23 protein-coding genes are annotated in these 26,591 nt (G+C 72.3%); 7 read left to right on the forward strand and 16 right to left on the reverse strand.

Annotation, left to right across the window (positions count from 1 at the left end):
• The first annotated feature begins 106 nt into the window (after positions 1-106).
• Positions 107-778: a response regulator transcription factor gene (locus ACWEF2_RS20875; RefSeq protein WP_453817509.1), complete on the forward strand. Its 672-nt coding sequence runs from the start codon at positions 107-109 to the stop codon at positions 776-778.
• Entirely contained in the window at positions 775-1,896 is a 1,122-nt protein-coding gene (locus tag ACWEF2_RS20880; RefSeq protein WP_453817510.1) for a sensor histidine kinase, read from the forward strand. Before ACWEF2_RS20875 ends, ACWEF2_RS20880 begins: the two co-directional genes overlap by 4 nt.
• Before the next feature lie 233 nt (positions 1,897-2,129).
• On the opposite strand, the gene ACWEF2_RS20885 is transcribed toward ACWEF2_RS20880, so the two are convergent.
• The 4 genes from ACWEF2_RS20885 to ACWEF2_RS20900 form a co-directional block, all read right to left on the reverse strand.
• Positions 2,130-3,182 carry a phosphotransferase family protein gene (locus ACWEF2_RS20885; protein ID WP_453817512.1) on the reverse strand — a complete coding sequence of 351 codons (1,053 nt, stop codon included), beginning with the start codon at positions 3,180-3,182 and terminating at the stop codon, positions 2,130-2,132.
• Positions 3,183-3,381: 199 nt separating this feature from the next.
• Positions 3,382-4,431 (reverse strand): hypothetical protein, encoded by a 1,050-nt coding sequence (locus tag ACWEF2_RS20890; RefSeq protein ID WP_453817514.1) that lies wholly within the window; start codon positions 4,429-4,431, stop codon positions 3,382-3,384.
• A gap of 37 nt (positions 4,432-4,468) precedes the next feature.
• On the reverse strand, positions 4,469-5,098 hold the full coding sequence (locus ACWEF2_RS20895; protein WP_453817516.1) for a YigZ family protein: 630 nt from the start codon (positions 5,096-5,098) through the stop codon (positions 4,469-4,471).
• A 93-nt stretch (positions 5,099-5,191) separates the two neighbouring features.
• Positions 5,192-6,514: a lanthionine synthetase LanC family protein gene (locus tag ACWEF2_RS20900; protein ID WP_453817518.1), complete on the reverse strand. Its 1,323-nt coding sequence runs from the start codon at positions 6,512-6,514 to the stop codon at positions 5,192-5,194.
• 305 nt (positions 6,515-6,819) lie between these two features.
• Here ACWEF2_RS20900 and ACWEF2_RS20905 point away from each other — a divergent pair, with 305 nt between their 5' ends.
• Positions 6,820-9,099, forward strand: coding sequence for an AAA family ATPase (locus ACWEF2_RS20905; protein WP_453817520.1), 2,280 nt, complete (start codon positions 6,820-6,822; stop codon positions 9,097-9,099).
• 13 nt (positions 9,100-9,112) lie between these two features.
• On the opposite strand, the gene ACWEF2_RS20910 is transcribed toward ACWEF2_RS20905, so the two are convergent.
• The 11 genes from ACWEF2_RS20910 to menB all read right to left on the reverse strand — a co-directional run bounded on the left by ACWEF2_RS20910 (position 9,113) and on the right by menB (position 21,560).
• Entirely contained in the window at positions 9,113-10,723 is a 1,611-nt protein-coding gene (locus ACWEF2_RS20910; protein WP_453817522.1) for an FAD-dependent oxidoreductase, read from the reverse strand.
• Positions 10,716-11,162 carry a thioredoxin domain-containing protein gene (locus ACWEF2_RS20915; RefSeq protein WP_453817524.1) on the reverse strand — a complete coding sequence of 149 codons (447 nt, stop codon included), beginning with the start codon at positions 11,160-11,162 and terminating at the stop codon, positions 10,716-10,718. The genes ACWEF2_RS20910 and ACWEF2_RS20915 overlap by 8 nt, the downstream gene beginning before the upstream one ends.
• A gap of 33 nt (positions 11,163-11,195) precedes the next feature.
• On the reverse strand, positions 11,196-13,802 hold the full coding sequence (gene clpB / locus ACWEF2_RS20920; RefSeq protein WP_453817526.1) for an ATP-dependent chaperone ClpB: 2,607 nt from the start codon (positions 13,800-13,802) through the stop codon (positions 11,196-11,198).
• Positions 13,793-14,104, reverse strand: a complete 312-nt coding sequence (locus tag ACWEF2_RS20925) for a chaperone modulator CbpM (protein ID WP_453817528.1) — start codon at positions 14,102-14,104, stop codon at positions 13,793-13,795. Before ACWEF2_RS20925 ends, clpB begins: the two co-directional genes overlap by 10 nt.
• The gene (locus tag ACWEF2_RS20930; RefSeq protein ID WP_453817530.1) at positions 14,104-15,060 is read right to left on the reverse strand and encodes a DnaJ C-terminal domain-containing protein; all 957 of its coding nucleotides are present in this window, start codon (positions 15,058-15,060) and stop codon (positions 14,104-14,106) included. Before ACWEF2_RS20930 ends, ACWEF2_RS20925 begins: the two co-directional genes overlap by 1 nt.
• The gene (locus ACWEF2_RS20935) at positions 15,060-15,668 is read right to left on the reverse strand and encodes a nucleotide exchange factor GrpE (protein ID WP_453817532.1); all 609 of its coding nucleotides are present in this window, start codon (positions 15,666-15,668) and stop codon (positions 15,060-15,062) included. The genes ACWEF2_RS20930 and ACWEF2_RS20935 overlap by 1 nt, the downstream gene beginning before the upstream one ends.
• Positions 15,661-17,571, reverse strand: coding sequence for a molecular chaperone DnaK (dnaK, locus tag ACWEF2_RS20940; RefSeq protein ID WP_453817534.1), 1,911 nt, complete (start codon positions 17,569-17,571; stop codon positions 15,661-15,663). Before dnaK ends, ACWEF2_RS20935 begins: the two co-directional genes overlap by 8 nt.
• Positions 17,572-17,704: 133 nt before the next feature.
• A complete protein-coding gene (locus ACWEF2_RS20945; RefSeq protein WP_453817536.1) occupies positions 17,705-18,175 on the reverse strand; it encodes a general stress protein in 471 nt (156 codons plus the stop codon).
• A 76-nt stretch (positions 18,176-18,251) separates the two neighbouring features.
• Complete coding sequence (locus ACWEF2_RS20950) at positions 18,252-18,887, reverse strand: DedA family protein (protein ID WP_453817538.1); 636 nt, start codon at positions 18,885-18,887, stop codon at positions 18,252-18,254.
• A 53-nt stretch (positions 18,888-18,940) separates the two neighbouring features.
• On the reverse strand, positions 18,941-20,596 hold the full coding sequence (gene menD / locus ACWEF2_RS20955) for a 2-succinyl-5-enolpyruvyl-6-hydroxy-3-cyclohexene-1-carboxylic-acid synthase (RefSeq protein WP_453817540.1): 1,656 nt from the start codon (positions 20,594-20,596) through the stop codon (positions 18,941-18,943).
• A 124-nt stretch (positions 20,597-20,720) separates the two neighbouring features.
• Positions 20,721-21,560, reverse strand: coding sequence for a 1,4-dihydroxy-2-naphthoyl-CoA synthase (gene menB / locus ACWEF2_RS20960; RefSeq protein WP_453817660.1), 840 nt, complete (start codon positions 21,558-21,560; stop codon positions 20,721-20,723).
• A 143-nt stretch (positions 21,561-21,703) separates the two neighbouring features.
• On the opposite strand from menB, the gene ACWEF2_RS20965 reads away from it, so the two are divergent.
• From ACWEF2_RS20965 to ACWEF2_RS20975, 3 genes are all read left to right on the forward strand, one after another.
• Positions 21,704-22,906: an AMP-binding protein gene (locus ACWEF2_RS20965; protein ID WP_453817542.1), complete on the forward strand. Its 1,203-nt coding sequence runs from the start codon at positions 21,704-21,706 to the stop codon at positions 22,904-22,906.
• A gap of 22 nt (positions 22,907-22,928) precedes the next feature.
• The gene (locus tag ACWEF2_RS20970; RefSeq protein WP_453817543.1) at positions 22,929-23,267 is read left to right on the forward strand and encodes a hypothetical protein; all 339 of its coding nucleotides are present in this window, start codon (positions 22,929-22,931) and stop codon (positions 23,265-23,267) included.
• A 196-nt stretch (positions 23,268-23,463) separates the two neighbouring features.
• Positions 23,464-24,825 carry an RNA polymerase sigma factor gene (locus ACWEF2_RS20975; RefSeq protein ID WP_453817544.1) on the forward strand — a complete coding sequence of 454 codons (1,362 nt, stop codon included), beginning with the start codon at positions 23,464-23,466 and terminating at the stop codon, positions 24,823-24,825.
• A gap of 88 nt (positions 24,826-24,913) precedes the next feature.
• On the opposite strand, the gene ACWEF2_RS20980 is transcribed toward ACWEF2_RS20975, so the two are convergent.
• Complete coding sequence (locus tag ACWEF2_RS20980) at positions 24,914-25,312, reverse strand: hypothetical protein (protein WP_453817546.1); 399 nt, start codon at positions 25,310-25,312, stop codon at positions 24,914-24,916.
• 181 nt (positions 25,313-25,493) lie between these two features.
• Here ACWEF2_RS20980 and ACWEF2_RS20985 point away from each other — a divergent pair, with 181 nt between their 5' ends.
• A complete protein-coding gene (locus tag ACWEF2_RS20985; RefSeq protein WP_453817548.1) occupies positions 25,494-26,081 on the forward strand; it encodes a TetR/AcrR family transcriptional regulator C-terminal domain-containing protein in 588 nt (195 codons plus the stop codon).
• Positions 26,082-26,591 lie beyond the last annotated feature (510 nt).

Below are 26,591 nucleotides of genomic sequence, written 5' to 3' on the forward strand. Positions count from 1 at the left end.
CATCGGATCACCTGTTATCGGAGCATATCGAATTTCGCATACACTTTCGATACAGGTGATGACCTAGCCTCGTGTTCGGTGTTTGTCCAGTGAAAGGCGGGGGCGCGTGCGGGTGCTCGTGGTCGAGGACGAGGTGTATCTGGCCGAGGCGATCCAGGCCGGGCTCCGGCTGGAGGCGATCGCGGCCGATCTCGCCCTTGACGGCGACGCGGCGCTGGAGCGCCTAGGGGTGAACGCCTACGACGTGGTCATCCTGGATCGCGACATTCCAGGCACGCACGGGGACGACGTGTGCCGCCTGATCGTGGAGCGGGAGATCGGCTGCCGGGTCCTGATGCTGACCGCCGCCGGCAGCCTGCCGGACAAGGTCGAAGGGTTCGGGCTGGGCGCCGACGACTACCTGACCAAGCCGTTCGACTTCCCCGAGCTCGTGGTGCGGCTGCGATCCCTGGCCCGGCGTCCCGCGGCCGGAACACCCCCGGTCATCGAACGAGCCGGCTTGCGCCTGGATCCGTTCCGCCGCGAGGTGTACCGGTCGAGCCGGCATATCGCGCTCACCCGCAAACAGTTCGCCGTCCTGGAGATCCTCATGGCCGCCGGCGGCGGGGTGGTCAGCGCGGAGGAACTGCTGGAGAAGGCATGGGATGAGAACGCCAACCCCTTCACCAACGCCATCCGCATCACCGTGTCGGGCCTGCGCGCCAGACTGGGCGAGCCACAGGTGATCCACACCGTTCTCGGGGTCGGCTACCGGCTCGACGAGGCGGACGAGGCGTGACGGCACGGGTCCGTCTCACCCTGAGCTACGCGCTGTTCCTGGTCGCGGCGGGCGCGGTGACCTTGGGGATCATCTACGTGGCCATGCGGGTGGTGCCGAACTACCCCCTGACGGCCGCCAACCCGCGCGACGCCACCAACGTCCCCTCCCGCCAGGAGATCCTGGCATCGTTGCTGAACGCCTCGGGGCTGGCACTCGCGCTCCTGGCCGTGATTGGACTGACCGGCGGCTGGATCCTCGCGGGCTGGGTGCTGCGGCCGCTTCAGGAGATCAACCGGGCCGTCCGCCGCGCCGCGGCCGGATCCCTGGACCACCGCATCCGCCTGACCGGCCGCAAGGACGAGTTCACCGAGCTGGCCGACATCTTCGACACCATGCTCGACCGGCTCCAGCGATCATTCGAAGAACAACAGCGGTTCGCCGCCAACGCCTCACACGAGCTGCGCACCCCCCTGGCGATCACCCGCACCATGCTGGACGTCGCGATCGCCGACCCCGGCAACCAGGACTACCAGCAGCTGACCACCCGGCTCCGGGATACCAACCAGCGCGGCATCGCGATCGTCAACTCCCTGCTCCAGCTGTCGGCCATCGACCGCACACCGCTCACCCCGGCCCCGGTCGACCTCGCGACCTGCGCCGCCCGCGCCCTCACCACCGCCCGCCCCGAAGCCGACGCCACCGGCATCACCGTGACAGCCGACCTCTCCCCCGCCCCGGTGCTGGGCGACGACGTCCTCCTCGTCCAGGTCACAGCCAACCTGCTGGAGAACGCCCTGCGCCACAACCTCCCTCGCGGCGGAACCGCGACCCTGACCACCGGCGTCGACCCCGCCGACCCCACCCGCGCCCAGATCACCGTCTCCAACACCGGCCCGCTGATCGCCCCCGCTCAGCTCGACACCCTCACCGAACCGTTCCTGCGCGGCCGAGGCCGCACCACCGGCGGCCCTCTCCGCACCGGCCACGGCCTGGGCCTGGCCCTGGTCGCCAGGATCACCGACGTCCACGGCGCTGACCTGCGTCTGACCGCCAATCCCGGCGGCGGCCTCACCGCACGATTCTCCCTCCCAGCCCGGCCCGCGCCCTCGCGGTCCAACCGGACCCATCCCGTCTGACCCGGTCCCCGGACCGTAGAGCCGGTCGGCGCAGAAGTGCCGCAGCACGCGGGGGTGCGGCACCGACCGCCCGTCCATCGCATGGCCGAAGACCTGACGCGAGCCGGCCGACGGTGCGCTCTCCCGGACCTTCGCGACTTCACGCAACGTGCCGGCATGCCCGCCTGATCTGCAAAGGGTCATGAACCAGCGACGCACACGCTGCCCGTGACCCGGATCCGCGCGGGGCTGTCTCAGTCCGCCCGCGCCTGATCGACGGTCTGGCCCCTGGCCGCGGAGTTCTTACCAACGCCCCGCTGAAGATGATCGAGCGCCCGCTGGAGGTGGTGCTCGGCGATGTCCTGCATGAAGGCGCGGTCGGGAAAGTCGCCGTCAAGGAGTCGTAGGGGGCCGGCGACGAGTGACAGGTGCATCGCCAGCGTGTAGAAGATCAGGCGTTGCCCGTCCAGGCCGGTTGTGTGCAGGTGGCGGTAGTGCTCGCCGAAGCGGATGCGGAGAAAGGCGTGCTCCCATTCGACGTCGAAGTACATCAGACCCTCGATGTCGATGAGGACCGGATGCCCGCGCCCGTCGACCAGCACGTGATCCGGTCCGAGTTCCCCGTGGATGAGTCCGTACTCCGAGCGTGGTCGCACAGCGGCGGCCAACTCGCGTGCGATGTCCTCCAGGCGGTTGCGGGCGGCCGCCAGTCGAGTGTCGCGCGATGCAGCTTCGGCGAGGTCGTCAAGGGTGCGGTCGAGGACGACCTGTTCGCATGAGCGGCCTTCGGAGATGCCGCCGTGGTCGACGAAGGCCACTTTGCCGAGGGCCGCCCCTCTCTGTCGCCGCATGGTCTGGAGTGCCTCGGCGAGGTGCGTCAGAACCGATTTTGCGCTCTTCGAGTCATGGTGGAGCAACGTCTCCAGCGTTCCGCCGTCCACGTCTTCCACCAGCGCCACGTCGGCGGGGTAATGCTCCCTGCCGGCGTCGGTCCAGTAGATCTGTGGGGCGCGGATTTCCAGAGCCCCCAGACGCCGGTGTGCCGCCTCGAACAGGTCGAGGCCGGAGGCCGGCGAGAACGGGCCGGCGCGGTCCTCCAGATCGTCGGCCTGGTGGGCCGGCCAGTAGTTCTCGGTGGCGTCCCAGATATAGGCGATCACGGAGAATCCGTTGTCGAAGGACAGACGGTAGACGCCCTTCTTGCTGCCGCCTTGGAGCCGCGTTACGTCGGCGATACGGAGGTCGCCACCAAGGCCCGAACGCACGACGCCGGCCAGTTGCCCGCGTACGGCGAACCTGCGTTCCAAGCCTGCAATCCGCCCTCCGTGAGATGAGATCGACGGTGCAGTCTCTCACAAACGGTTCCCAGAGCAAGATCGAAACGGGCGGAGGTGGGAGGGACCCGGGAGTGTGACGGCCCCTGCCGAGTCCTCCCCGAGCGATGCCGATGGAGCCGGGTGAACAACCCGGGGGAAGGCGTCTCACGGGCTTACCGGTGAAGGCGTCTCAACCGTCCGGGGAACGGCCCCCGGGTTCCGGCCGAACGTGCTCACGGAACCGTTCGCAGAGGCGTTCGACGCCGAGGCCGCTGATGAGCAGGCGTTCCTTGGCGTTGCTCAGGAGATCGGCGCTCCAGGAGGTGAATCCGCCGTCGGCCAGGTTGAGGTCGTCCCCGGCGGGGGTGGTGGCGCGGATCTCGAAACAGGCGCCGGCGTAGTAGCCGCGGCCGGCCGTGCGTTCGTCGTCGAGGTCGAACGTGGTGCCGGGATGCCCGCGGGTCAGGGGGTCCAGGACGCGCTCGCGCAGGGCCGGGCGATGTCGTCCCCCGGTCAGGTCGGTGACGGTGACGCGCACCGCCGAGGCGTGGTAACCGAGTTCGCGGGCACTGCGGAGAACGTCGAGGTGAGCGCTGATCTGTTCGACCAGGACCGCCGTCTCGAACCCGAACGACCCCTCGTCCCGGCCGGCGGTGCACAGTGCCAGCAGCTTGAAGTGCGACGCCATATCCGGGTCGGCGAACGCCTGGGCGCGCAGGACCCGATGCGTGGCGCCGAGCCGGACCCGCTGCCGCGAGCGGGCGTCGGCTCGCAGCAGTTCTCGGCGGCGGACGGCGCATTCGAGGGCCAGGACGTTGGTCGCGTCGGCGACGACCTCGGTGTTGCGGACAGTGGTCAGCACCTTGTTCTGATCCACGGTCGCCACGGCCGAGTTGGTGCCCAGCGGGCAGACCGGTGACAGCGCGAGCGCGGCGAAGCCGTGCCGGGCCAGCCGTTCATGGACGAGGACGTCAAAGCGCGCCAGGTCACCCGGGTCGAGCGCCGAAGGCGTGGTGAAGCGGTTGCGCTCGTACTGCCGCAGCAGGAGACCCGGTGTGACGGCGGCGGCACGGCGGCGGTAGACGGCCAGCAGCAGCGTCTGCAGGTCGGCCGGGGACAGCCGCTCGGCGAGCGCGCTCAGCAGTCCGGGGGTGGCGCCCTCGCGCAGTACGCGGCCGAGCCGGGGATCGGGCGTCTCTCCCACCGGCTGGTTCACATCGTGCCTGGACGGATCGTTCATCGCCCCATCGTGACCCATGGGGGAGGAAGGCGGAGGGTCAGGCCTTTCTGAGGTAGACCGTCTCCCCCGCCTCGACCGCCGCCCGGCCCGCCGTCAGCGTGGCGATCCAGCCGGGGAAGGCCGCCGACTCCGGCTCTCGCACCGCGACCCGGAAACCGACCTCGTCCCCGTAGGCGACCTCCCTGACCTCGTACGGCGAGACACGCAGATCGTTCTCCAGCCGCCCCGCCTGGACGTGGTCCACCGTCACCGTCATCAGCCTCGCCGGAACCATCTCGACCAGGGGCGCGAGGTCCAGCGTCTTGCCGACCGCCGACCCGTATGCCCGGACCAGGCCGCCCGCGCCCAGCTTCACCCCGCCGAAGTAGCGGGTGACCACCGCCACCGTGTCGCCGAACCCCCGGCGCAGCAGCGTCTCCAGCATCGGGGTCCCCGCGGTGCCGCCGGGCTCGCCGTCGTCGTCGGCCTTCTGCAGCCGCCGGTCCCCGCCGATCACGTAGGCCGAGCAGTGGTGGCCGGCGTCGGAGTAGATCCCCCTGCACTCGGCGACGAACGCGCGGGCCGCCGCCTCCGAGGAGACCGGGGCGACGGCACAGAGGAACCGCGACCGTTTGATCTCGATCTCGTGCTCGGCGATGTTCTCCGGTGTCAGGTACGGTTCGGCCATTTGTCCAGGCTACCCGCCTGTACAAAGTAGATTCACAGAGCCCGGGGGTGACCGGCCCCGCCGCCGCCCTCCCCGTCAACGGGTCGTCTCAGGTCAGGAGCGCCGGAGCGTCGCCGTGGGCAGCGGGATGGCGGGGAAGGGGTTGTCGGGCGGCAGGATGAGCCGCCGCGCCTCCGCCGGGCGCGCGGCGGCGTCCAGGTGGAGCAGCGCGGCCCCGATCCCGGCGGCGCCGATCATGTAACCGGTGTCGGCGGTGACCTCCCAGGGCCGCAGCCGGCGATACGCCTGATACCACCGCGAGCCCCGCCCGTCGTGCCGGGTGGCCCTCCCGATCAGGTTCTCGCCCAGCTCGTGGGCGAACTCCAGGTGGGCCGGCCGGCCGGTCGCCGCCCAGAGGCCGACGAACAGCTCCAGCAGTCCGGCCGTGCCGCAGCACTGGCAGGCCACGTTCCAGTAGCCGCTGCTCTGACGGCCGGGGACGCCGCTGCGGACTATCCCCCTGGCCAGCCGCTCCACCCAGTCGAGCTCCCCCGCGTCGCCGGTCACCCGGTGCAGTTCGTAGAACATCCGGGCCACTCCGGCGGAGCCGGAGCAGAATCCGAGGTAGTGCAGGTCGCGTCCCTGGGGAAGGTGGTGCGGGACCAGCGCGCACCGGTCGGTCACCGTGCTGACCGCGCGGACGAAGTCGGCGCCCCGCCTCGCGGCGCTCAGGAAGCGCACCTGCCCGGTCACGCCGTACAGCCGGGCGAGCAGGAAGGCGGTGCCCGCCGTACCGGACAGGAAGCCGGGGGTGACGGCGTCAGGCGGCAGGTCGGCGCGGGCGCCGTCGCCGAAGTGGTGACCGGGTACGGCGAGCGCGGCGACGCGCGAGCCCGCCTCGACGGCGACCTCCTGGTAGGCGGGGACGCCCAGGATGCCCGCGGCGTACAGGAGGGCGAGGATGATGCCTCCGTCCCCGCGCTGGGCGGGGTCGCCGGTCCAGCCGAGACCACCGTCGATCAGGCGGGTGCCGCGCACGAGGTGATCGGCGATGGCCGCGGCCTCGACCTCGAAGGAGTCGTCCCCGGTGGCCCACCCCGCCTCGGCGAGCGCGAACATCGCTCCCGACAGGCCGTGGTGGAGGGAGAGGTCCGCCTGATCCCGCCAGGTGGCGGCCAGGTAGCGGGCTCCGGCGTGGGCGTCGCCGAGATAGTCGTCGTCCCCGGTGGCGACGGCGAGTTCGAGGAAGAACAGGACGACACCGGCCGCCCCCGAGTACAGCGAGAACGGCCGGCCGGGCAGGGCGGCCCCGCCCCGCAGGTCGGGGTTGGCGTGCCAGTGCCGTCCCCGCTCGTCGTCCACGGCCGCCGAACGGATCCAGCGCGCGGCCCCGACGGAGGCGAGCAGCGGGCTCTCGGCCCCGGGCTCCGGGCTCATGGCGGCTCCTTCGTACGGCGAGACCACCATTTTACCCTCATTCCCTACAGGATCAATAGGTAATATTGGGGGCGGCGAGATCGGCGACACCTGCCCCGGATACCAGGCAGGTTACTACGCCGGCCGCCACCCCGGAGCCCGGATGCCGGGACCACCCGGAACCGGGGTCCCGAGAGGCCGGAAAAGAGGCCCTGACCTGCGGTCATGTTTTCGCGAGGGGTATTGTCCCCATGGGGCGTGATGCGAGAAATCACCTGATCAGAAAGCCAAAGCCACCCGTATGACCTCAGATCCGGGACAAGACGATGCGCGGCCGGGAAGATGAGTGGGCGACGGTCCTCCAACTGCTGGGGGCCGTCCTTCGGACCGGCGGGAACAACGTGGTGCTCGTCGAGGGGGAACCCGGGATAGGCAAGAGCCTCATGCTCGCCGAGGCGGCGACCGTCGCGGCCGCACGGGGAACCGCCGTCGCGGCCGGGCGGGCCGACGAGCTGGGACGGCTGATGCCGCTGGGACCGCTGCTCTCCGCCCTGCAGGAGTCGCCGCCCGCGATGACCGTCACCAGGCACCCCTTCCCCGACGGGCCCGCCCTGCTGATGTGGCTGGCCGAGCAGGTGCGGACCACGCTGGAGCGGCGGAGAAGGCGGGGACCGCTGCTGGTGGCCCTGGACGACCTGCAGTGGGCGGACCCGGCCACGCTCATGGCCCTGCGGACGCTGCCGTCCCAGCTGGCCCGCCGCCCGCCGGCGTGGCTGCTGGCCCGCCGTACCGTTCCCGGCCACGACGACGCCGCCCGGCTGTTCGACCTCCTGGCGCAGGAGGGTGCCACGCGGATCACACTGCGCCCGCTCGGCGAGGAGGCGGTGGCCGAGGTGGCCGCCGACGCGCTGGGCGCCGCCCCCGGCGAGGAGCTGGCGGCCCTGGCCGCGCAGGCCGGCGGCAACCCCTTCCTGCTCCTGGAACTCCTCACCGGGCTGCGCGAGGAGGGCGCCGTACGGGTGGAGGCGGGCGTCGCCCGGCTGACCGGGACGGCGCTGCCGGAGCGCGTGCACGCCGCCGTCCGGCGCCGCCTCGACGAGGTGAGCACCAGGACCCGGTACCTGCTGGAGGCCACGGCGGTGCTGGGGCGCTCGTTCTCGCCGGGGTACGCGGCCGAGATGCTCGGCGAGACCCCGGGCGCGCTGCTGCCCGCCCTGGAGGAGGCGCTGGCCGCCGGGGTGCTCGTCGCCGGCGACGACGAGCTGTCCTTCCGGCACGAGTTGCTGTGGCGGTCGGTCGTCGAGACCGTGCCCGCCCCGGTACGGCGGGCACTGCGCCACCAGATCGGGCGGGACACGCCCTCCCGGCCCCCGTCGTCGCACCGGCCGGTGGGCGGCGCCGGCGCCGAGACGCTGGTGATCCTGGCCCTGCTCGCCTGGGACGAGGGCAGGCTCTCACGCGGTCTTGAGCTGGCCCGCGAGGCCGTCGAGCTGCCACACGGCGGCGGCTACCCGCAGCCGCGGGCCGTACTGGCGGCGATGCTCATCGATCTGTGGCTGCTCGACGAGGCGGAGGCGATGACGGCGAGCGCCGCGGCGGAGACGACGGGACAGCCCGCGTGGGCCGCCGAGATCCCGGTACTCCGGGCCCGGCTGGACCTCGCCGCGGGCCGGCCCGGCAGCGCGATCGAGCAGGCGGAGGCCGCGCTGACCGCCGCCGGGGGCCTGGGCGTCCCGATCCTCACCTCCTCGGCCCTGTCGGTCCTGGGCACCGCGTCGCTGCGCGCGGGCGACCTTCCCCGCGCGATCAGATGCCTGGAGAACGAGCTGGCGCGGGTGCCGGAGGACACGCCGCCGTACGCGCGGCTCCGGTCGGAGCTGGCGGCCGGGCGGATCAGCGAGGCACGTGACGGGGCGGCGGGCGGGATGAGCTCGCTGGGCCGGGTCTACGACGCGCTGCCCCGGCACACCATGGCGCTGACCAGCGAGCCGACCGCCGCGGCCTGGCTGGTGCGGGTGGCCATGGCCGTGGACGACCGGTGCCGGGCGGACGCCGTGGTGGACGCGGCCGAGGACCTCGCCCGGCGCAACCCCGGCCTGCCCAACCCCGCGGTGGCCGCCACCCACGCGCGGGGTCTGCGCGACGGCGACCGGGAGGCGCTGGGCCTCGCGGCGGCCGAGCACACCGACCCGTGGGCCAGGGCCTCGGCCGCCGAGGACCTCGGCGTGCTGCTCAGCGCCGACGGCGGCTGCCGCGCCCTGGCCGTCGACAGCTTCGACAGCGCGCTGTCCTGCTACGGGGCCGTGGAGGCGGTCCGGGACGCGGCGCGGGTGCGGGGCCGGCTGCGAGTGCTCGGCGAGCGCCGCCGCCACTGGGTCACGACCGACCATCCCCCCTCGGGATGGGCCGGCCTGACCGGGACCGAGCGCACCGTCTGCGACCTCGTCGCCCAGGGGCTGACCAACCGGCGGGCCGCCGAGCAGATGTTCATCAGCGAGCACACCGTCGCCTTCCACCTGCGCCAGGTCTTCCGCAAGCTGGGCATCCACTCGCGGGTCGAGCTGGCCCGGCTCACCGTGGAGCGGGACGGCCGCCCGGAGCGCTGAACGGCCGCCGGGCTCAGCGCGCGAAGTGCTCGTGCACCAGCCGGACCGCCATGGCCCCCTCCCCCACCGCCGAGGCGACCCGTTTGACCGACCGGCTCCTGACGTCGCCCACCGCGAAGACACCCGGCAGGCTGGTCTCCAGCGGCAGGCCGTCGTCGAAGCCGGTGACCACGAACCCCCTGTCGTCGAGGGTGAGGGCGGAGGCGAGCCAGGCCGTGCACGGCCGGGCGCCGATGAGGACGAACATGGCCCGCGTGCCGAGGCGGCGCCGCTCCCCGGTGTGGGTGTCCACGGCGGCGACGGCCTCCAGGGTGTCGTGGCCGACGAGTTCGCGCACCTCGGTGTGGAGCATCACCTCCACCCCGGGGTCCCGCTCGATCCGGTCGACGAGATAGCGCGACATGCTCTCGGTGAGGTCGTCGCCGCGGACGAGCAGCCGCACCGACGCGGCGTGCCCGGACAGGAAGGTCGCCGCCTGGCCCGCCGCGTTCCCCCCGCCCACGACCACGACCGGCTCGCCGCCGTACAGGCCGGCCTCGGCGAGCGTCGCGGCGTAGTGGACGCCGTCGCCCTCGAAGTCCTCCAGGCGTGGCACGTCGAGCCTGCGGTAGCGCGCCCCGGTGGCGATGACGATCGTGCGGCCCCGGAGCGACGGCTCACCGGCGAGCCCGACGGAGTAGTGCCCGTCGAGCCGCTGGAGCGAGGTGGCCTCGGCGGGCACGCCGAGGTGTACGCCGAACTTCTTCGCCTGGACGGCGGCCCGCTCGGCGAGTTCGCCGCCGGAGATGCCCGAGGGGAAGCCGAGGTAGTTCTCGACGCGAGGGGAGGCGGCCGCCTGTCCGCCGGTCGCGACCGCGTCGAGCACCACGGTGCGCAGCCCCTCCGACGCGCCGTACAGCGCGGCGGCCAGGCCCGCGGGTCCCGCCCCCACCACGATCAGGTCGAACAGGTCGCCGGGGGTCGACGGCGCCGGCAGGCCGACGGCGCGGGCCAGTTCGGCGTCGCCGGGGTTGCGCAGTACCCGGGTCCCGCCGAGGATCACGACCGGTGTCTCCTCCGGGGGTACGCCGAGGCCGCGGACCAGCGCCTCGGCCTCCGCGTCCTCCTCCAGGTCGGTCCACCGGTGCGGCAGCCGGTTGCGGGCGGCGAACTCGCGCAGCCGCCGGCTGCCGGGCGAGTAACGGGAGCCGATGACTCTCAGGCCCGAGCCACCGGTGATCAGCGGTGAGCGGCGGATCACGAAGGCGCGCAGGATCAGGTCCCCGAGCTCCGGGTCGTGGGCGACGACGCGCTGCAGGCCGTCGGCGGGAACCGTGAGCACCTCGCCGGCCTCGCAGACGACCGAGGTGACGAACGCCCGCTGGCCGATGAGCAGCCCGGGCTCGCCGAGGAAGCGGCCGGGTCCGTGCACCCGGGTGACCCGTTCGCCCTCGATGACGGCGACCTTCCCCACCAGGATGACGAAGAAGTCGCGGCACTCGTCGCCCTGGTGGATCAGCACGTCACCGGGGCGGGTGGGGCGCCGGGTCCCGTGGAGGGCGAGCCTGCCGATCTGCGCGTCGCCCAGCCGGGGGAACGCCCCGTGGTGGTCGGGCGTCTCCGCGAACGCGTCCACCTCAGCCACTCTCCCGCCCCGCCGTCTCGATCGCCCGGTCCACCCAGGCCCGCAGTTCGGGGGCCGGAGCCGCCCCGGCCCGCTCGGCCACGACGCGTCCGCCGCTCAGCACCGTCAGGTAGGGGATGTTCCGGATCGCGAACCGCTCGGAGAGTCTGGGCGCCCGGTCCACGTCGACCTTGACGAGCTTCACCGCACCGGCGAGGTCCCCGGCGATCCGGTCGAGCGCCGGGCCGACCATCCGGCAGGGCCCGCACCACGAGGCCCAGAAGTCCACGATCGCCGGGACCGCCGAGTCCTCGGCCACGTCGGTGAAGTCGTCGTCGCCGGCCTCGACGATCCACGGCAGCGGCCTGCGGCAGTCGCCGCAGCGCGGGACGCCCGCCGCCGCCGCGGGCACCCTGTTCCGCTTCCCGCAGTTCGTGCATCGCACGATATTTGTGGACATGCTCGTTTCCCCATCATTCGTTAGGTGACGGTGTCATTCGTAGGCGACGGCGAGCTCGCCCCCGGCCAGCTCCACCCGGATCACGCCGCCCTCGCGCACGTCACCGGCGAGCAGCGCCCGGCCGATCCGGGTCTCGACGTCCCTGGCGATGAACCGGCGCAGCGGGCGGGCGCCGTACACCGGGTCGAATCCGCGCTCGGCGATGTACGCGCGCGCCTCCGCCGAGACCTCCAGCCGGATCCCCCGATCCCCCAGCCGGGTCCGCAGGTCGCCGAACATCAGCTCCACGATGCGCTCGATCTCCTGCTGCGTGAGCGGCTTGAAGATCACGATGTCGTCGACGCGGTTGAGGAACTCGGGGCGGAAGTGGGAGCGCAGATCGGCCATGACCTGCTCCTGGGCGTCGAGCTTGATCTCACCGCTCGACGTGACGCCTTCGAGCAGGTAGATGGAGCCGATGTTGGAGGTCATGATGAGGATGGTGTTGCGGAAGTCGACGGTCCGGCCCTGCGCGTCGGTGAGCCGCCCGTCGTCGAGGACCTGCAGCAGCATGTTGAAGACGTCGGGATGGGCCTTCTCCACCTCGTCGAAGAGCACCACCGAGTACGGCTTGCGCCGTACGGCCTCGGTGAGCTGGCCGCCCTCGTCGTATCCGACGTAGCCGGGTGGGGCGCCGACGAGCCGGCTGACCGTGTGGCGTTCCTGGAACTCGCTCATGTCGATGCGGACCATGTTGTCCTCGGTGTCGAACAACGCCTCCGCGAGCGCCTTGGCCAGCTCGGTCTTGCCCACGCCCGTCGGCCCGAGGAAGATGAACGACCCGATCGGGCGGCGCGGGTCCTTTATGCCGGAGCGCGCCCTGATGATGGCGTCGGAGACCAGCCGGACCGCCTCGTCCTGGCCGACCACCCGTTCGTGCAGCACCTTGTCCAGGTGCAGGAGCTTCTCCCGCTCGCCCTCCTGCAGGCGGCTCACCGGGATGCCCGTCCACCTGGAGACGATCATCGCGATCTCCTCCTCGGTCACCACCTCGCGCAGCAGCCGCCCGGCGCCCTGCTTGCTGCGCAGACGCTCCTCCTCGCCCCGCAGCCGCCGTTCGAGCTCGGGCAGCCTGCCGTGCCGCAACTCGGCGGCGCGGTTGAGGTCGTAGTCGCGTTCGGCCCGCTCGGCCTCGGCGCGCACACGCTCCATCTCCTCCCGCAGGGCCTGGACGTTGTGCAGGGCGCGCCGCTCGGCCTCCCACTGCGCCCGCATCGCGTCGGCCTCGGCACGCAGGCCGACGAGTTCCTTGCGCAGCTCCTCCAGCCGGGCCGCGCTCGCCTGGTCCTCCTCCTTGGCCAGCGCGGCCTCCTCGATCTCCAGCCGCACCACCCGGCGGGTGAGCTCGTCGAGCTCGGCGGGCATCGAGTCGATCTCGGTGCGGAGCATCGCGCACGCCTCGTCCACCAGGTCGATCGCCTTGTCCGGCAGGAAGCGGTCGGAGATGTAGCGATGGCTCAGCACCACGGCGGCCACCAGCGCGGCGTCCTGGATCGTCACCCCGTGGAAGACCTCAAGCCGCTCGCGCAGGCCCCGCAGGATGGAGATGGCGTCCTCCACCGAGGGCTCGTCGACGACCACGGGCTGGAACCGGCGTTCCAGGGCGGCGTCCTTCTCGATGTGCTTGCGGTACTCGTCCAGGGTCGTCGCCCCGATCATGTGCAGCTCGCCGCGGGCCAGCATCGGCTTGAGCATGTTGCCCGCGTCCATGGCGCCCTCGGCCGCGCCCGCGCCCACGACCGTGTGCAGCTCGTCGACGAAGAGCAGGATCCGCCCCTCGGCGGCCAGAACCTCGCCGAGCACCGCCTTGAGGCGTTCCTCGAACTCGCCCCGGTACTTCGCCCCGGCCACGAGCGCGCCCATGTCGAGACTGAAGATCGTCTTGTCCTTGAGACCCTCGGGGACGTCGCCGTTGCCGATCCGCTGGGCGAGACCCTCCACGATGGCGGTCTTGCCGACGCCGGGATCACCGACCAGGACCGGGTTGTTCTTGGTCTTCCGGGACAGGATCTGGACGACGCGGCGGATCTCGCCGTCGCGCCCGACGACCGGGTCGAGCCGGCCCGCGGTGGCGTCGGCGACCAGGTCCCGCCCGTACTTGGCCAGCGCCTCGTAGGCGACCTCGGGCATCGCCGAGGTGACCCGCTGATTGCCCCGGACGGCGGTGAGCGCCTGCAGGAAGCCGTCCCTGGTCAGCCCCTGCTGGTGCAGCAGCCGTCCGGCGGAGGTCTCGTCGCCCTCCTCAAGCAGGGCGACGAGCAGGTGCTCGACCGAGACGTACTCGTCCTTGAGCCGGTCGGCCTCCCTCTTCGCCGTCTCCAGCAGACGTGACAGCCGCTGGGTCACCCGGACCTGACCGGGGTCGACACCGGGCCCGCCGACCCGGGGCCGGCGGCTCAGCTCGGCCTCCAGGTCCTCGGTGAGCCGGTCGGTGTCGACGGCGGCCCGCGACAGCAGGCGCGGGATCAGGCCGTCCGGCTGTTCCAGCAGCGCCAGCAGCAGGTGCTCACCGTCGACGTCGGTGTGCCCGAGGCGAAGGGCCCTGGTCTGCGCGTCGTGCAGCGCCTCCTGCGACTTCTGCGTCAGCTGGTTCACGTCCACGTCGATCCTCCGGTGATTCGGGAACGGTCCCGCAGGGTGGTCTCCAGATCCGCGATGCGGTCGAGCAGGTCGACCACCAGGCCGAGAGCCGCGTAGTTGAGCGCGAATCCGGCGCGCAGACGCTGGATTCTGGCCATGGCCGGCAGTTGCGACATGGGGAACCACAGCTGCCCGGCCGCGTCGCGCTGCGCGTCGAGCACCCCGAGGGCGACGAGGCGGCGGACCAGCTCCGGATGCGTTCCGGTGGTCCGGGCGAACGACTCAAGGTCGAGGCGCGCCGGCCTGGCCAGGGTGTAGATCATCACCGCCTCCTCGGGTCGAAGGCCGAGACCTCCGCGAGCTTCTCGAACAGCCGCCGCTCCTCGTCGGTGAGCCGGTGCGGAACCATGATCCGTACTTCGGCGAACAGGTCGCCGGCCTTACCCCGGGGGTTCGGCATCCCCCGGCCGCGCAGCCGCAGCCGCCGCCCGCCGGACGTGCCCGGCGGCACCTTGACCTTGGTCTCGCCGCCCGGCGTGTCGACGGTGACGGTCGCGCCGAGCGCCCCCTCCCACGCGGCGATCGGGAGCCGGACGTGGATGTCGCGCCCGGAGACCCGGTAGCGGGGGTGCGGCGCGATCCTGACGATCAGGTAGAGGTCCCCGGAGGGGGCCCCGTCGCCACCGCGCCCGCCCTGCCCGGCCAGCCGGATCCGCTGCCCGTCCGTCACCCCGGCGGGGATCTCCACGTCGACCCTGCGCCCGCCCACGGTGATCGTGTGGCGTCCGCCCCGGTAGGCCGCCTCCAGGGGAAGTTCGATCTCCGCCTCCTGGTCGGCGCCGGGAATCGGCCCCCAGCCCCTTCCCGCCCCCCGTCCGGCCCGGCCTCCCCTGCCGGAGAACAGCCCTTCCAGGAGGTCGTCGATGTCGATGCCCTCACCGAACTCGGCGCCCGGTCCGAAACCGCCCCTCGCGCCCGCCCCGGGCCGGCCGCCCGCGGTGGCCCGGCCGCCCCCGGCACGCGCCCAGGCCTCCGGGTCCACGTCCTCGGGAACCTGACGGAAGCCCGGGCCGAACGCGTCGTAGCGGCGGCGGGTCTTGGGGTCGGACAGGACGCTGTACGCCTCCGAGATGTCCTTGAAGCGGTCCTCCGCGGCCGGGTCCTTGTTGACGTCGGGGTGATTGGCCCGCGCGAGCTTGCGGTAGGCGCGCTGGATGTCCTCCTGGCTCGCCCCCCTGGGCACCCCGAGGATCTCGTAGAAGTCCCGGTCCGGCGGCATCATTCCGCCTTGGAGACGACGACCAGCGCGGGCCGCAGTTGCCGTTCGCCCTCCCCGTAGGCGGGCTGCACCACGTGGATGACCGTTCCGTCGGGGGTGCCCTCCTGGGTGAGCACACCCACCGCCTCGTGCCTGGCCGGGTCGAACGTCGTCCCGGTGTCGTCACGGCGCGGGAAGCCCAGCCTGGCGAGCACGTCCAGTGCCTGGTCGTGAACGGCCCGCAGCCCTTCCACGATGGAGGCGGGGTCGGTGCCCGCGTGCTCCAGGGCGCGATCCAGGTTGTCCAGCACGGGCAGCCACTCGGCGGCGGCCCTCGCCCGCTCCTCGGCACGCACCCGCCCGGCATCCCGGCTGACCCGTTTGCGTAGGTTGTCGAGGTCGGCCAGGGCCCGCTTCCAGCGGCCCTCCAGGTCGGCGACCTGGGCCTGGAGCCCGGCGATCCGCTCCTCCGGCCCGGCGGCCTCCGGCGCGGTCTCCTCCGGTGCGGCCTCCCGGTCACCGGCCTCCTGGGTACCCGGCTGCCAGGCGTCGGTCTCCCGGTCACCGGTCTGGCCGCCTCCGGTCTGCCGGCGGGCCGCGGCCTCCCCCCGCTCGGATCGCCTACTCATCGGTCGTGAACTCCGCGTCGATGACGTCGTCGTCGTGCCCGCCACCGGCACCGCCCGCGCCTCCGCCGCCGCCACCGCTGGCCGGTCCACCCGGTCCGCCCGGTCCGCCCGAGGAGGCGGCGCCCACGCTCTGGTAGACCTGCTGCAGCTCACCGGTGAGGGACCGCAGCCGGTCGATCGGCGCGTCCGGCTGCTTGATCGCCTCCCTGGCGTCGGAGACAAGCATCTCGGCGCGTGCCTTCTCATGGACCGGAACCGCGTCGCCCAGCTCGGACAGGCGGCGTTCCACCTGGTAGGCGACGCTGTCGAGCTCGTTGCGCGCGTCGACGACCTGCCGCAGCCTCGTGTCCTCCTCCCGGTGCCGCTCGGCGTCGGCGACCATCCGCTCGACCTCGCTCTGGTCGAGGGTCGAGCTCTCGGTGATGGTGATGCGCTGCTCGGCGCCGGTGTCCTTGTCCTTGGCGGAGACGTTGAGGATCCCGTTGGCGTCGACGTCGAAGGTGACGTCGATCTGGGGCACACCGCGCGGCGCGGGCCTGATGTTCTCCAGCCGGAACCGGCCGAGGACCCGGTTGTCGGCGGCGCGCTCGCGCTCGCCCTGCAGCACCACGACGTCGACGGCCCCCTGGTTGTCCTCGGCGGTGCTGAACACCTCGCCGCGGCGGGCCGGGATCGTGGTGTTCCGCTCGATGACCTTGGTCATGATCCCGCCGAGCGTCTCGATGCCCAGTGACAGGGGGGTCACGTCCAGCAGGACGACGTCCTTCAGCTCACCCTTGATGACGGCCGCCTGCACCGCGGCGCCCAGCGCCACGACCTCGTCGGGGTTGACCGTCATGTTCGGGTCCTTGCCGGTCATTCGGCGGACCAGGCTCTGCACGGCGGGCATCCTGGTCGAGCCGCCCACCAGGATCACCTCGTCGATGTCGTCGGCGGTGAGCCTGGCGTCGGCCATGGCCTGCTCGACCGGGCCCTTGCACCGCTGCAGGAGGTCGGAGGTGATCTCCTCGAACGTCGCCCGCCGCAGCGTGGTGTTCAGGTGCTTGGGCCCCGAGGCGTCCGCGGTGACGAAGGGCAGGTTGATCTGCGTCTGGGTGACCGCGGACAGCTCGACCTTGGCCTTCTCAGCCGCCTCGAAGAGCCGCTGCAGGGCCTGGGGGTCGGCGCGCAGGTCGATGCCGGTGTCGCGCTGGAACTCGTCGGCGAGGTAGTCGACGACGCGCCGGTCGAAGTCGTCACCGCCCAGGTGGGTGTCGCCCGCCGTCGAGCGGACCTCGACGACGCCGTCACCGATGGTGAGGATGCTGACGTCGAACGTCCCGCCGCCCAGGTCGAAGACGAGGACGGTCTCGTTCTCCTTGCGGTCCAGGCCGTAGGCGAGGGCGGCCGCGGTCGGCTCGTTGATGATCCTCAGCACCTCAAGGCCCGCGATCTTCCCCGCGTCCTTGGTCGCCTGCCGCTGGGAGTCGTTGAAGTAGGCGGGCACGGTGATGACCGCCTCGGTGACCTTCTCGCCGAGGAACTTGGAGGCGTCGTCGACGAGCTTGCGCAACACCAGCGCGGCGATCTCCTCGGGCGCGTACAGCTTGCCGCGGACCTTGAAGCGGACGGCTCCGTCCGGCCCGGACACCACGTCGAACGACACGGCGTTCATCTCGCTGGTGACCTCGTCGTAGCGGCGTCCGATGAAGCGCTTCGCCGAGTAGATCGTGCCCTTGGGGTTGAGGATCGCCTGGCGGCGGGCCAGCTGTCCCACCAGGCGCTCGCCGTCCTCGGTGAAGGCCACCACGGACGGCGTCGTCCGCGCCCCCTCGGCGTTGGGGATCACGGTGGGCTTGTCGCCCTCCATCGTGGCGATCACCGAGTTGGTGGTGCCGAGGTCGATCCCGACTGCTTTAGCCATGCTGATCCTCCTCCTTGTGCGCGCTGTACCGCCGAGACTTGTCTTCAGGCGGCGTTGCCACATCCTCAGACCTGACGGTTCCGCGCCCCGGCGACCCGGCCGGACGGGGCAGGCGGAATGGACGGGTGCGGGGTCAGGTGTGCTGGGGGATGCCGGATTCGAGCAGCCTGCGCGCCTCGGCGGCGTGCGGGGCCGCGACCAGCAGCTGGTACTGGCCGGCGACGATCGAGGAGGAGGAGAGGAAGTCCCGCTTGCCGCGGGTGAGGGCGTGGGTGATCAGCCCGAAGACGGCTCCCGCTATCGCGCCCCAGATCAGGCCCCACAGCACGAGCACGAAGGGGAACCGCCCGGGAGTGAAGATCGCGAAGAAAAGGCCGATCAGCAGGCCGAACCAGGCGCCCGCCGCCGCGCCCATCCCGATGGCCCGCAAGTAGGTCAACCGGCCGAGCACGTTCTCCACGAGCCGGAGGTCCACTCCGACGATCATCGTGTGCTCCACGGGAAACCGCTGGTCGGACAGGTAGTCCACGGCCCGCTGGGCCTCTTCGTAGCTGCGGTAGGTCACTATCGGCTCGTGGGTGGCCAGAGTCTCGTCAGGTCGCATGGCGCCCCTCCACGGTGAGTCCTTATCTGCTCAGCGTGATCGCGCCGTCGCGGCCGCACATCCCCAGACCTGGTAGTCAGCCGGCGCCGACCGGCTCCTCGGCCTCCTGGCCGGCCAGGGCCGCGGCTCTGCGCTTGACGAGCAGCGTGGTCGCGACACCCAGCAGCAGCGCGAGCACCAGGCCCGCCCAGGAGAAGCCCTTCAGCCACCTCTCCGCGGCCCTGCCCAGGTAGTAGACGACCGCGGTGGTCCCGCCCGCCCAGGCGATCCCTCCGAGCACGTTGGCGACCAGGAACCTCCAGTACGGCATGTGCAGCGCACCGGCGAGCGGACCGGCCAGGATGCGCAGCAGCGCGACGAACCGGCCGAAGAACACCGTCCACATGCCGTAGCGGTGGAAGTAGCGCCCGGCTCTGGCGATGTGGGCCGGGCCGAAGTGCTTGGGGAACCTGCGGCCCAGCCGGTCGAACATGGGCTGGCCGCCCTTGCGCCCGATGGCGTAGCCGATCGAGTCGCCGACGACGGCCCCGACACTGGCGCAGACCCCGACCCAGACCGGGTCCACCACGCCCTTCGCGGCCAGCAGCGCCGAACTGACCAGGACGATCTCCCCCGGCAGCGGAATGCCCAGACTCTCCAGGCCGATCACCAGCCCGACCAGGACGCAGATCCACACCGCGGGGATCGCCTGGAGCCATTCGTCGACATGCATGTCGGCCACCCTATTGGGTCGTCACACCCCCTGGCCGCTCCCCCGCCGCGCCGTCACACGACCCGGCGGATCGCGTCGTGGGCCGCGTCGCGCATCCTGGCGTGCAGCGCCGCGTTGGGCTCCCGCCCGGTCCGGACCTCGACGATCCGCACCCCCTCCCCGCGCAGCGCCTTGGGCAGCTGGTCGGGCTCGCCGACGAAGGTGTACGGCGTGCCGGTGGCCGCGGCGACATGGGCCAGGTCCACCCCGTGCGAGGTGCCGAAGACCCGCTCGAACGGGTCGCGGAGCGTGGCCTGCGGCAACAGCGAGAAGATCCCGCCGCCGTCGTTGTTCACCACGACCAGGCACAGGTCGGGGCGGGGCTCGCGGGGGCCGAGGATCAGCCCGTTCTGGTCGTGCAGGAACGTCAGATCGCCCATCAGGGCGTAGGCGGGACCGTTGTGCGCCAGCGCCGCGCCCATCGCCGAGGACACCACTCCGTCGATCCCCGCGGCGCCCCGGTTGGCCAGGATCCGCAGCCCCCGCCGGGGACGCATCGCCTGCTCCAGGTCGCGGATCGGCATGGAGGAGCCGGAGAACAGCAGCGCCCCGTTGGGCAGCAGATCCACCAGGTCGCGGGCCGTCCTCGGCTCGCTGAGCCCGGCGCCGTCCAGCACCTCGTCGACCGCGGCCCTGGCCGCGGCGTCGGCGCGGCGCCAGGAGTGCAGCCAGGCGTCGTCTCCGGCGGCGACCTGGATCTCCACCGCCTGGGCCACCTGGGTGGCCGAGCGGGTGGGGTCGGGCCAGCGGGTCAGGTCGCCGGCGACCACGACGTGCTCGGCGGCGTACCTCAGCCAGTTCAGCAGCGGCCGGGACAGTCCGGGGCGGCCCAGGGTCACCACCACCTCGGGGCGGTGCCGGTCGGCGAACTCCGGGGTGCCGAGCAGGAAGTGGTAGGCCGACATCGCGTGGTCCCCGTAGCGGGCGCCGCCGTTGGGCTCCGACAGGACCGGCCACCCGGCCATGCCGGCCGCCGCGACGTACCTGCGCACGCCGACCGCGCCGTCGCCGACGACGAGCACGCCCCGCCGGGTCGGCGGCAGGTGCAGCGCCACCGCGGGGGGCGCCACCCGGGTGCGGACCCACGGCCCGCCCGCGTCGCCCTCCATGGACTCGCACCAGGAGGTGTCGCCGTCCGGGATCAGCGGTTCGCGGAAGGGAAGGTTCAGATGGACCGGGCCGGGGTCGGACGGGCCCAGCGAGCGCTGGTAGGCGCGGCAGGCCAGCGACCGCCAGTAGGCGACCTGGCCGGGACGCTCCTCGGGGGCGCCGACCTCGCTGAACCAGCGGACCGCGGTGCCGTACAGCTTGATCTGGTCGACGGTCTGGCTGGCGCCGGTGTCGCGCAGCTCGGGCGGCCGGTCGGCGGTGAGCAGCAGCAGCGGCACCCCCGACTCGTGCGCCTCGATGACCGCGGGGTGGAGGTTCGCCGCCGCGGTGCCCGAGGTGCAGATCAGTGCCACCGGCCGTTCACCGCGCCGGGCCAGGCCCAGCGCGAGGAAGGAGGCCGAACGCTCGTCGACGCGCACGTGCAGCCGGACCCGGCTGTCGGCGTGCGCGGCGAGGGCGAGCGGGGCCGAACGCGAGCCGGGCGCGAGCACCACCTCGGTAAGGCCACAGCGCACGAGCTCGTCGACCAGCACGGTCGCGAGCGCGGTGGCGGGGTTCACCGCACCGCCTCCTTAGGCTCCTCTGGTCGTCGCGTCCGGGCGGATGGACGCCTCCTGCGGCACGCCTCGGTCGCCTCGCCGGCCTCGGAACGGCGTACTCCGAGACCGGCCCGCGTTCCGCTCATTACGGCCGGCGGGGGAACTTGCCGAAGTCGGGGGCGCGCTTCTCCTTGAAGGCGTCGCGGCCCTCCTGCGCCTCCTCGCTCATGTAGTACAGCAGGGTGGCGTCCCCGGCGAACTGCTGCATGCCCGCGGCGCCGTCGGTCACCGCGTTCAGCGCGCCCTTGAGCATGCGCAGCGCCAGCGGCGACTTCTCCAGCAGTTCCCTGGCCCACGCGACGGTCTCCTCCTCCAGCCGTTCGAGGGGGACGACCGCGTTGACCAGGCCCCAGCCGAGGGCGGTCGCCGCGTCGTACTGACGGCAGAGGTACCAGATCTCACGCGCCCGCTTCAGGCCGACGGTCTCGGCCAGCAGCCAGGAGCCGTATCCGCCGTCGAAGGAGCCGACCTTCGGGCCGGTCTGGCCGAACACGGCGTTCTCCGCGGCGACCGACAGGTCGCAGCAGACGTGCAGCACGTGGCCGCCGCCGATGGCGTAGCCCGCGATCATCGCGATGACCGGCTTGGGGCAGCGGCGGATCTGCACCTGCAGGTCGAGCACGTTGAGCCGGCCCACATGCGGGGTGGACTTGTCCACGTAGCCGTCGTCTCCGCGGATCTTCTGGTCGCCGCCCGAGCAGAACGCCCGGTCCCCCGCGCCGGTGAAGATGATCACGCCGACCTCGGAGTCCTCCTGGGCGACGTTGAAGGCGTCCTTGAGCTCGAAGAGCGTCGTCGGGCGGAACGCGTTGTGCCGCTCGGGCCGGTTAATCGTGATCTTCGCGATGCCCTCGGCGGTCTCGTAGACGATGTCCTCGTAGTCGCCCGACCGCTTCCAGTCGGCGGCACGCGCCTGGACACTCACCGGCACGGGCCTCGTCTCGGCCGCCGCTCGCCCGCCGGTGTCCGGCCCGACCCGCTCCGTGCTCACGATCGTTTCGCCCCTTCCGCTGCGCCGGGATGCTCCTGGGCGCCACCCGGCTTCCCGGCACTAACCTTACGACTGTGATGAACGGACCCGTACACGCGGAGTCGCCTTCCGGGCAGCGGGAGCTGAACGCCCTGGTACTGCCCGCCGGGCCCGAGTTGTTCCGGGCCGTCGGCGCGGCGCTCGACGGCGACGGCCCCGCCGTGCTTCCGCTGTCCCCCTCACTGCCCGCCCCGGCCCTGCGCGCCACGCTCGACGTGCTCGCCCCCACCCACGTCAACGGGGTACGGCGCGCCTCCGGCACGGGGGTGCCCGCCGAGGTGGCCGTGGTCGTCGCCACCAGTGGCACCACCGGCGTCCCCAAGGGGGTCCAGCTGTCGGCCGGGGCCCTGCGCGCGTCCGCCGCGGCCTCGCTGCACCGCCTGGACGCCCGTCCCGGCGAGCGCTGGCTCTGCTGCCTGCCGCCCTCCCACGTCTCCGGCCTGCAGGTGCTCGTCAGGTCCCTGCTGGGCGGAACGGAGCCGATCATGCACGACGGCTTCTCCCCGGAGGCGGTGCTCACCAGCGGCGCCCAGCACGTCTCACTGGTGCCCACCCAGCTCCGCCGGCTGCTCGCGGCCCGGGCGGACCTGTCGGTGTTCACGACCATCCTGCTCGGCGGGGCCGCCGCCTCCGACGGGCTGCTCGCGGCGGTGCGGGCCGCCGGTGGGCGGGTGGTGGTCGGCTACGGCATGAGCGAGACCTGCGGGGGGTGTGTTTACGACGGCGACCCCCTTTACAATGTAGATCTTAAAATCGGCGGCGACGGCCTGATCCGCGTCGCCGGCCCGGTGTTGTTCTCCGGCTACCGGCTCCGCCCCGACCTGACCGACGCCGCCCGTGACGGCGGCTGGTTCCGCACCTCCGACCTCGGCGAGCTGACCGGTGGGCGGCTGCGCGTGCTGGGCCGGGCCGACGACGTCGTCAACACCGGGGGCGAGAAGGTGGTGGCCTCGGCCGTGGCGGCCGTCGTGGCCGAGCACCCCGCGATCATCGACGCCGTGGTGGTCGGCCGCCCGGACCCCGAGTGGGGCGAGCGGGTGGTCGCCGTCGTGGTCTCGGCCGCCCCTCCGTCCCTGGCCGACCTGCGCACCTTCGTCAAGGAACGGCTTCCCGCCCACGCGGCCCCGGCCGAGCTGGTCGTCATGACCGAAATACCACTTTTGCCCAACGGCAAGCCAGATCTCGCCGCCCTCCGTTATGGTCTGGGAACCATAACGGATCCCGGACCGTCAAACAGATAGCCGAACTGGAAGGACGAACCCGATGAACATCACCCGCAGAACGTGGGTGTCCGCCGGCGTCGTCAGCGCGATCCTCGTCGGCGGCGTCTCCGTGGCGGCGGCGGCCACAGCCGGCCGGACGAGCGGGGTCGACGGGCCGGTGAACCCCGCGCCCCCGGCGGCGAGGCAGGCGGAACCGCCCGCCTCCGACACCGAGGCGACCGCCCCGCGCACATCCCGGCCCCCGGACGGCTCGGTGGTCTCCCGGGAGGTCAACCCCGACCCCGCGCACGTCGCGAGATACTGGACGAAGGAGCGCCTGCGCGAGGCGGAGCCGTTCCCCATGCCGGTGGCGGAGGGGTCGCTGGACGTGTCCGAATAAGGCCGTCCCGGACCGCTCAGGGACGTCGTCGGCGGGACGGATCGCCTCCAAGCGGTCCGTCCATCATATTTTCCGCGTCAAGTCGGGAACATAAGGTTCTTGGTTGGGGTTATTGATACCGGTGCGCTGAGCGGCCTCACGCCGCCCCACCCCACAACCTGTAAGCAGACGACTCCGTGTTGGAGGAGGTGTCCTCATGCCCCAAACCGCCGCGGCGACCTCATCGGAGGCCCCGACGTCCCTCGAAGAGCTTCTTGACCGAGGGCGAGACCAGGGCCACCTTTCCCTCGCGGAGCTGCGTCGCGCCTTCGCGGAGGCGGGGGTCAGTCCCACCGAGGGCCGATCGATCCTGAGGGAGCTCACCGAGTCGGGTGTCAGCCTGGCGGCCGAGGACGAGCCCACGCTCGCCGCCGCCACCAAGAAGGCCGCGGGCAAGACCGCCACCCGCAAGCCGGGCACCCGCAAGGCCAAGGCCGCACCCGCGAAGAAGACCTCGGCCGCCGCGTCCGAACCGGCCGGCGCCCCCGAGGCCCGCAAGGACGCCGGGGGCGCCCCGGAGGACCTCGACCAGGAGCGTGAGGAGTGGAGCGCCGCCGACGAGGCGGAGCTGGAGGCCGAGCCCACCGTCGACCTGGACGACCACTCCTCGGTCATGGGCGACTCGGTCCACACCTACCTCAAGTCCATCGGCCGCCGCACCCTGCTCACCGCGGCCCAGGAGGTCGAGCTCGCCAAGCGGATCGAGGCCGGCCTGTACGCCGAGGCCAAGCTGGAGGCCGAGCCCGCCCTGTCCCCCGCCGTCCGCGACGACCTGGAGTGGGTCGCCGAGGACGGCCGCCGCGCCAAGGACCACATGCTGGAGGCCAACCTCCGCCTGGTCGTCTCCGTCGCCAAGAAGTACACCGACCGCGGCATGGCCCTGCTCGACGTGGTCCAGGAGGGCAACCTCGGCCTGATCCGCGCGGTGGAGAAGTTCGACTACACCAAGGGATACAAGTTCTCCACCTACGCCATGTGGTGGATCCGCCAGGCCATCCAGCGCGGCTTCGCCGACTCCGCCAGGACCATCCGCCTGCCCGTCCACGTACTGGAGATGCTCTCCAAGCTGTCGCGCATCGAGCGTGACATGCACCAGCGCCTCGGCCGTGAGCCCACGCCCGAGGAGCTGGCGGTGGAGCTGGACCGGACCCCCGACCAGATCGAGGAGCTGCTCCGCACCAGCCGTCAGCCGCTCAGCCTCAACGCCACCATCGGTGACGACGGCGAGACCACGATCGGCGACCTCATCGAGGACGTCGACTCGCCCGAGGCGTCGGAGGTGGTGGACCGCCAGCTCCTCGGCGAGCAGCTCCGCGGTGTGCTGGGCAACCTCTCCCCCAGGGAGGCCAAGATCATGGCGCTGCGCTTCGGCCTGGTCGACGGCAAGCCCCACACCCTCGACGAGATCGGCAAACATCTCGGCCTGACGCGCGAGCGCATCCGCCAGCTGGAGAAGGAGTCCCTCTCCAAGCTGCGCCACCCCAGCAACACCCGGCCGCTGCTCGACTGGGCCAGCTGACCACACCCGCCGGGGTGCCGTCGCGACGTTCCCGTCCGCGGCGGCGCCCCGGGAGCCGGGCCCGGGGGCCGGGCGGCCCTCCCCCCGGTCAGCGGACCACGGTCACCGGACGCGGGACGCGGGCGATGCCGGTCAGGCGGTTCTGCTCCCTGAGGGTGCGCAGGCGCTCGACCTCGGTGGTCCACTCGGCGCCCTTGGGGGTGGCCCTGCCCTTGCGGCGACGGATCGGGTCGTCGTAGGCCCCGATGCCGAACGTCGCCCGCTGACCGGCCTCGGCCGCGCGCAGCGCCTCCGTCAGCGCCCGGTCGAAGGCCAGCCCCGCGGCCCTGAGGTCCTCCACGGAGGCCGGGGCCGCCTGCGCCCGGCGCAGCGCGACCTCGGCCGCGCGCGCCTTCTCCAGAAGCTCGGGGAAGCTCTTCCCGACCTCCTGGTCGGCGTGGTGGCGAACCTCCGCCTCCCGGCTCACCCTCGGTCGGAAAAACGCCATCGTCCGCCCTCTCTCACCCGTCGCCGGACACACCCCGGCAGATCACGGCTGTAGCCTACGCCGTCCACCCCCGGCTCACGCACTCAGGGATCCGCCCCGGGGGACGCCTGTCCCGGAAGAGCCGGCCCGTCCGGCGTGGCGCCCTTTACGCAGTAAGGTCAGCGGTGCCAGGATGAGGCCCATGCCTGCCAAGCGACCACCGGTCCCGCTCTCCAGGGAGCGCATCATCGAGGCCGCCCTGCACATCGCCGACACCCAGGGGCTGCGCCGGCTGACGATGCGGCGGCTCGGCGACGCGCTCCAGGTGGAGGCCATGGCCGTCTACCACCATCTGCCGCGCGGCAAGGACGCCCTGATGGACGCCCTCGCCGAGCAGGTCACCGCCGTCCGTGTGGAGCCCCGCGAAAGCTGGCAGGAGAGCGCGAGGGCCTGGTGCCGGGCGAGCCGGGAGGCGCTCAGGGAGCATCCGGGGGTGCTGGCGCTGGCGCTCACCAAACCCCCCAGGGGCCGCACCGCGGCCGCCGTCAGAGAGCAGGTCGACCAGCTCGCCGACGCGGGGCTCGCCGACGCGGGACAGGCCGTGCGCGCGCTGCGGGCCTACGTCTTCGGCGCGGTGGCGGTGGAGGTGCAGCAGTCGGGGTGGGCCGAGCCGATGGACGAGGACGGCGAGCCCTGGCTCCCCCCGTCGCGCGCAGGCGGCTCGGCGGCGGCCGACGCCGACTTCGAACTCGGCCTGACCGCGCTGCTGGCGGGCCTGGCCTCGCGGTGATCCGGGTCGGGCGGACCGTGCCGGGACGGGGGCGTCCACGCGGTGATCCGGCTCACGGACCCGGCCTCCCACCGGCTCCCCGGCCCCGGTTTCACGGATCCGGCGCGGGGCGGCGCGGCCGACGGCGCCGGGCCGTACTGCCCTGGTGAACGGCCCCGGAAACCCAGAACCCAATTGTTTACCCGCCAGACGGCGTGTCACTCTGGCTAGATGTTCGTTTATGGGGCATGCTGTGGTAAAGGTCACACCCTAGAACAGCCTTGAGGGACCATTCCTCAGCGTTCGCAAACAGTCCTAACGGGCTATGTCGCAGGGCGCGATCAGATCGCACACTTGAATCGCACACGTGATCTACACAATGTGCGAGCCTCACCCCGTTCGAGGTCCGCGCTGTCATACGTCCACCCAGATGCTCGTCCCCGTCGAACGATGGGAGCGGATCCCATCGGTGACGGTTGTACACCGGTTGTCCGATGTCGATCCAGCGAGCCGACAAGAGAGATCCGGAGG

The organism is Streptosporangium sp. NPDC004631 (assembly GCF_053601935.1).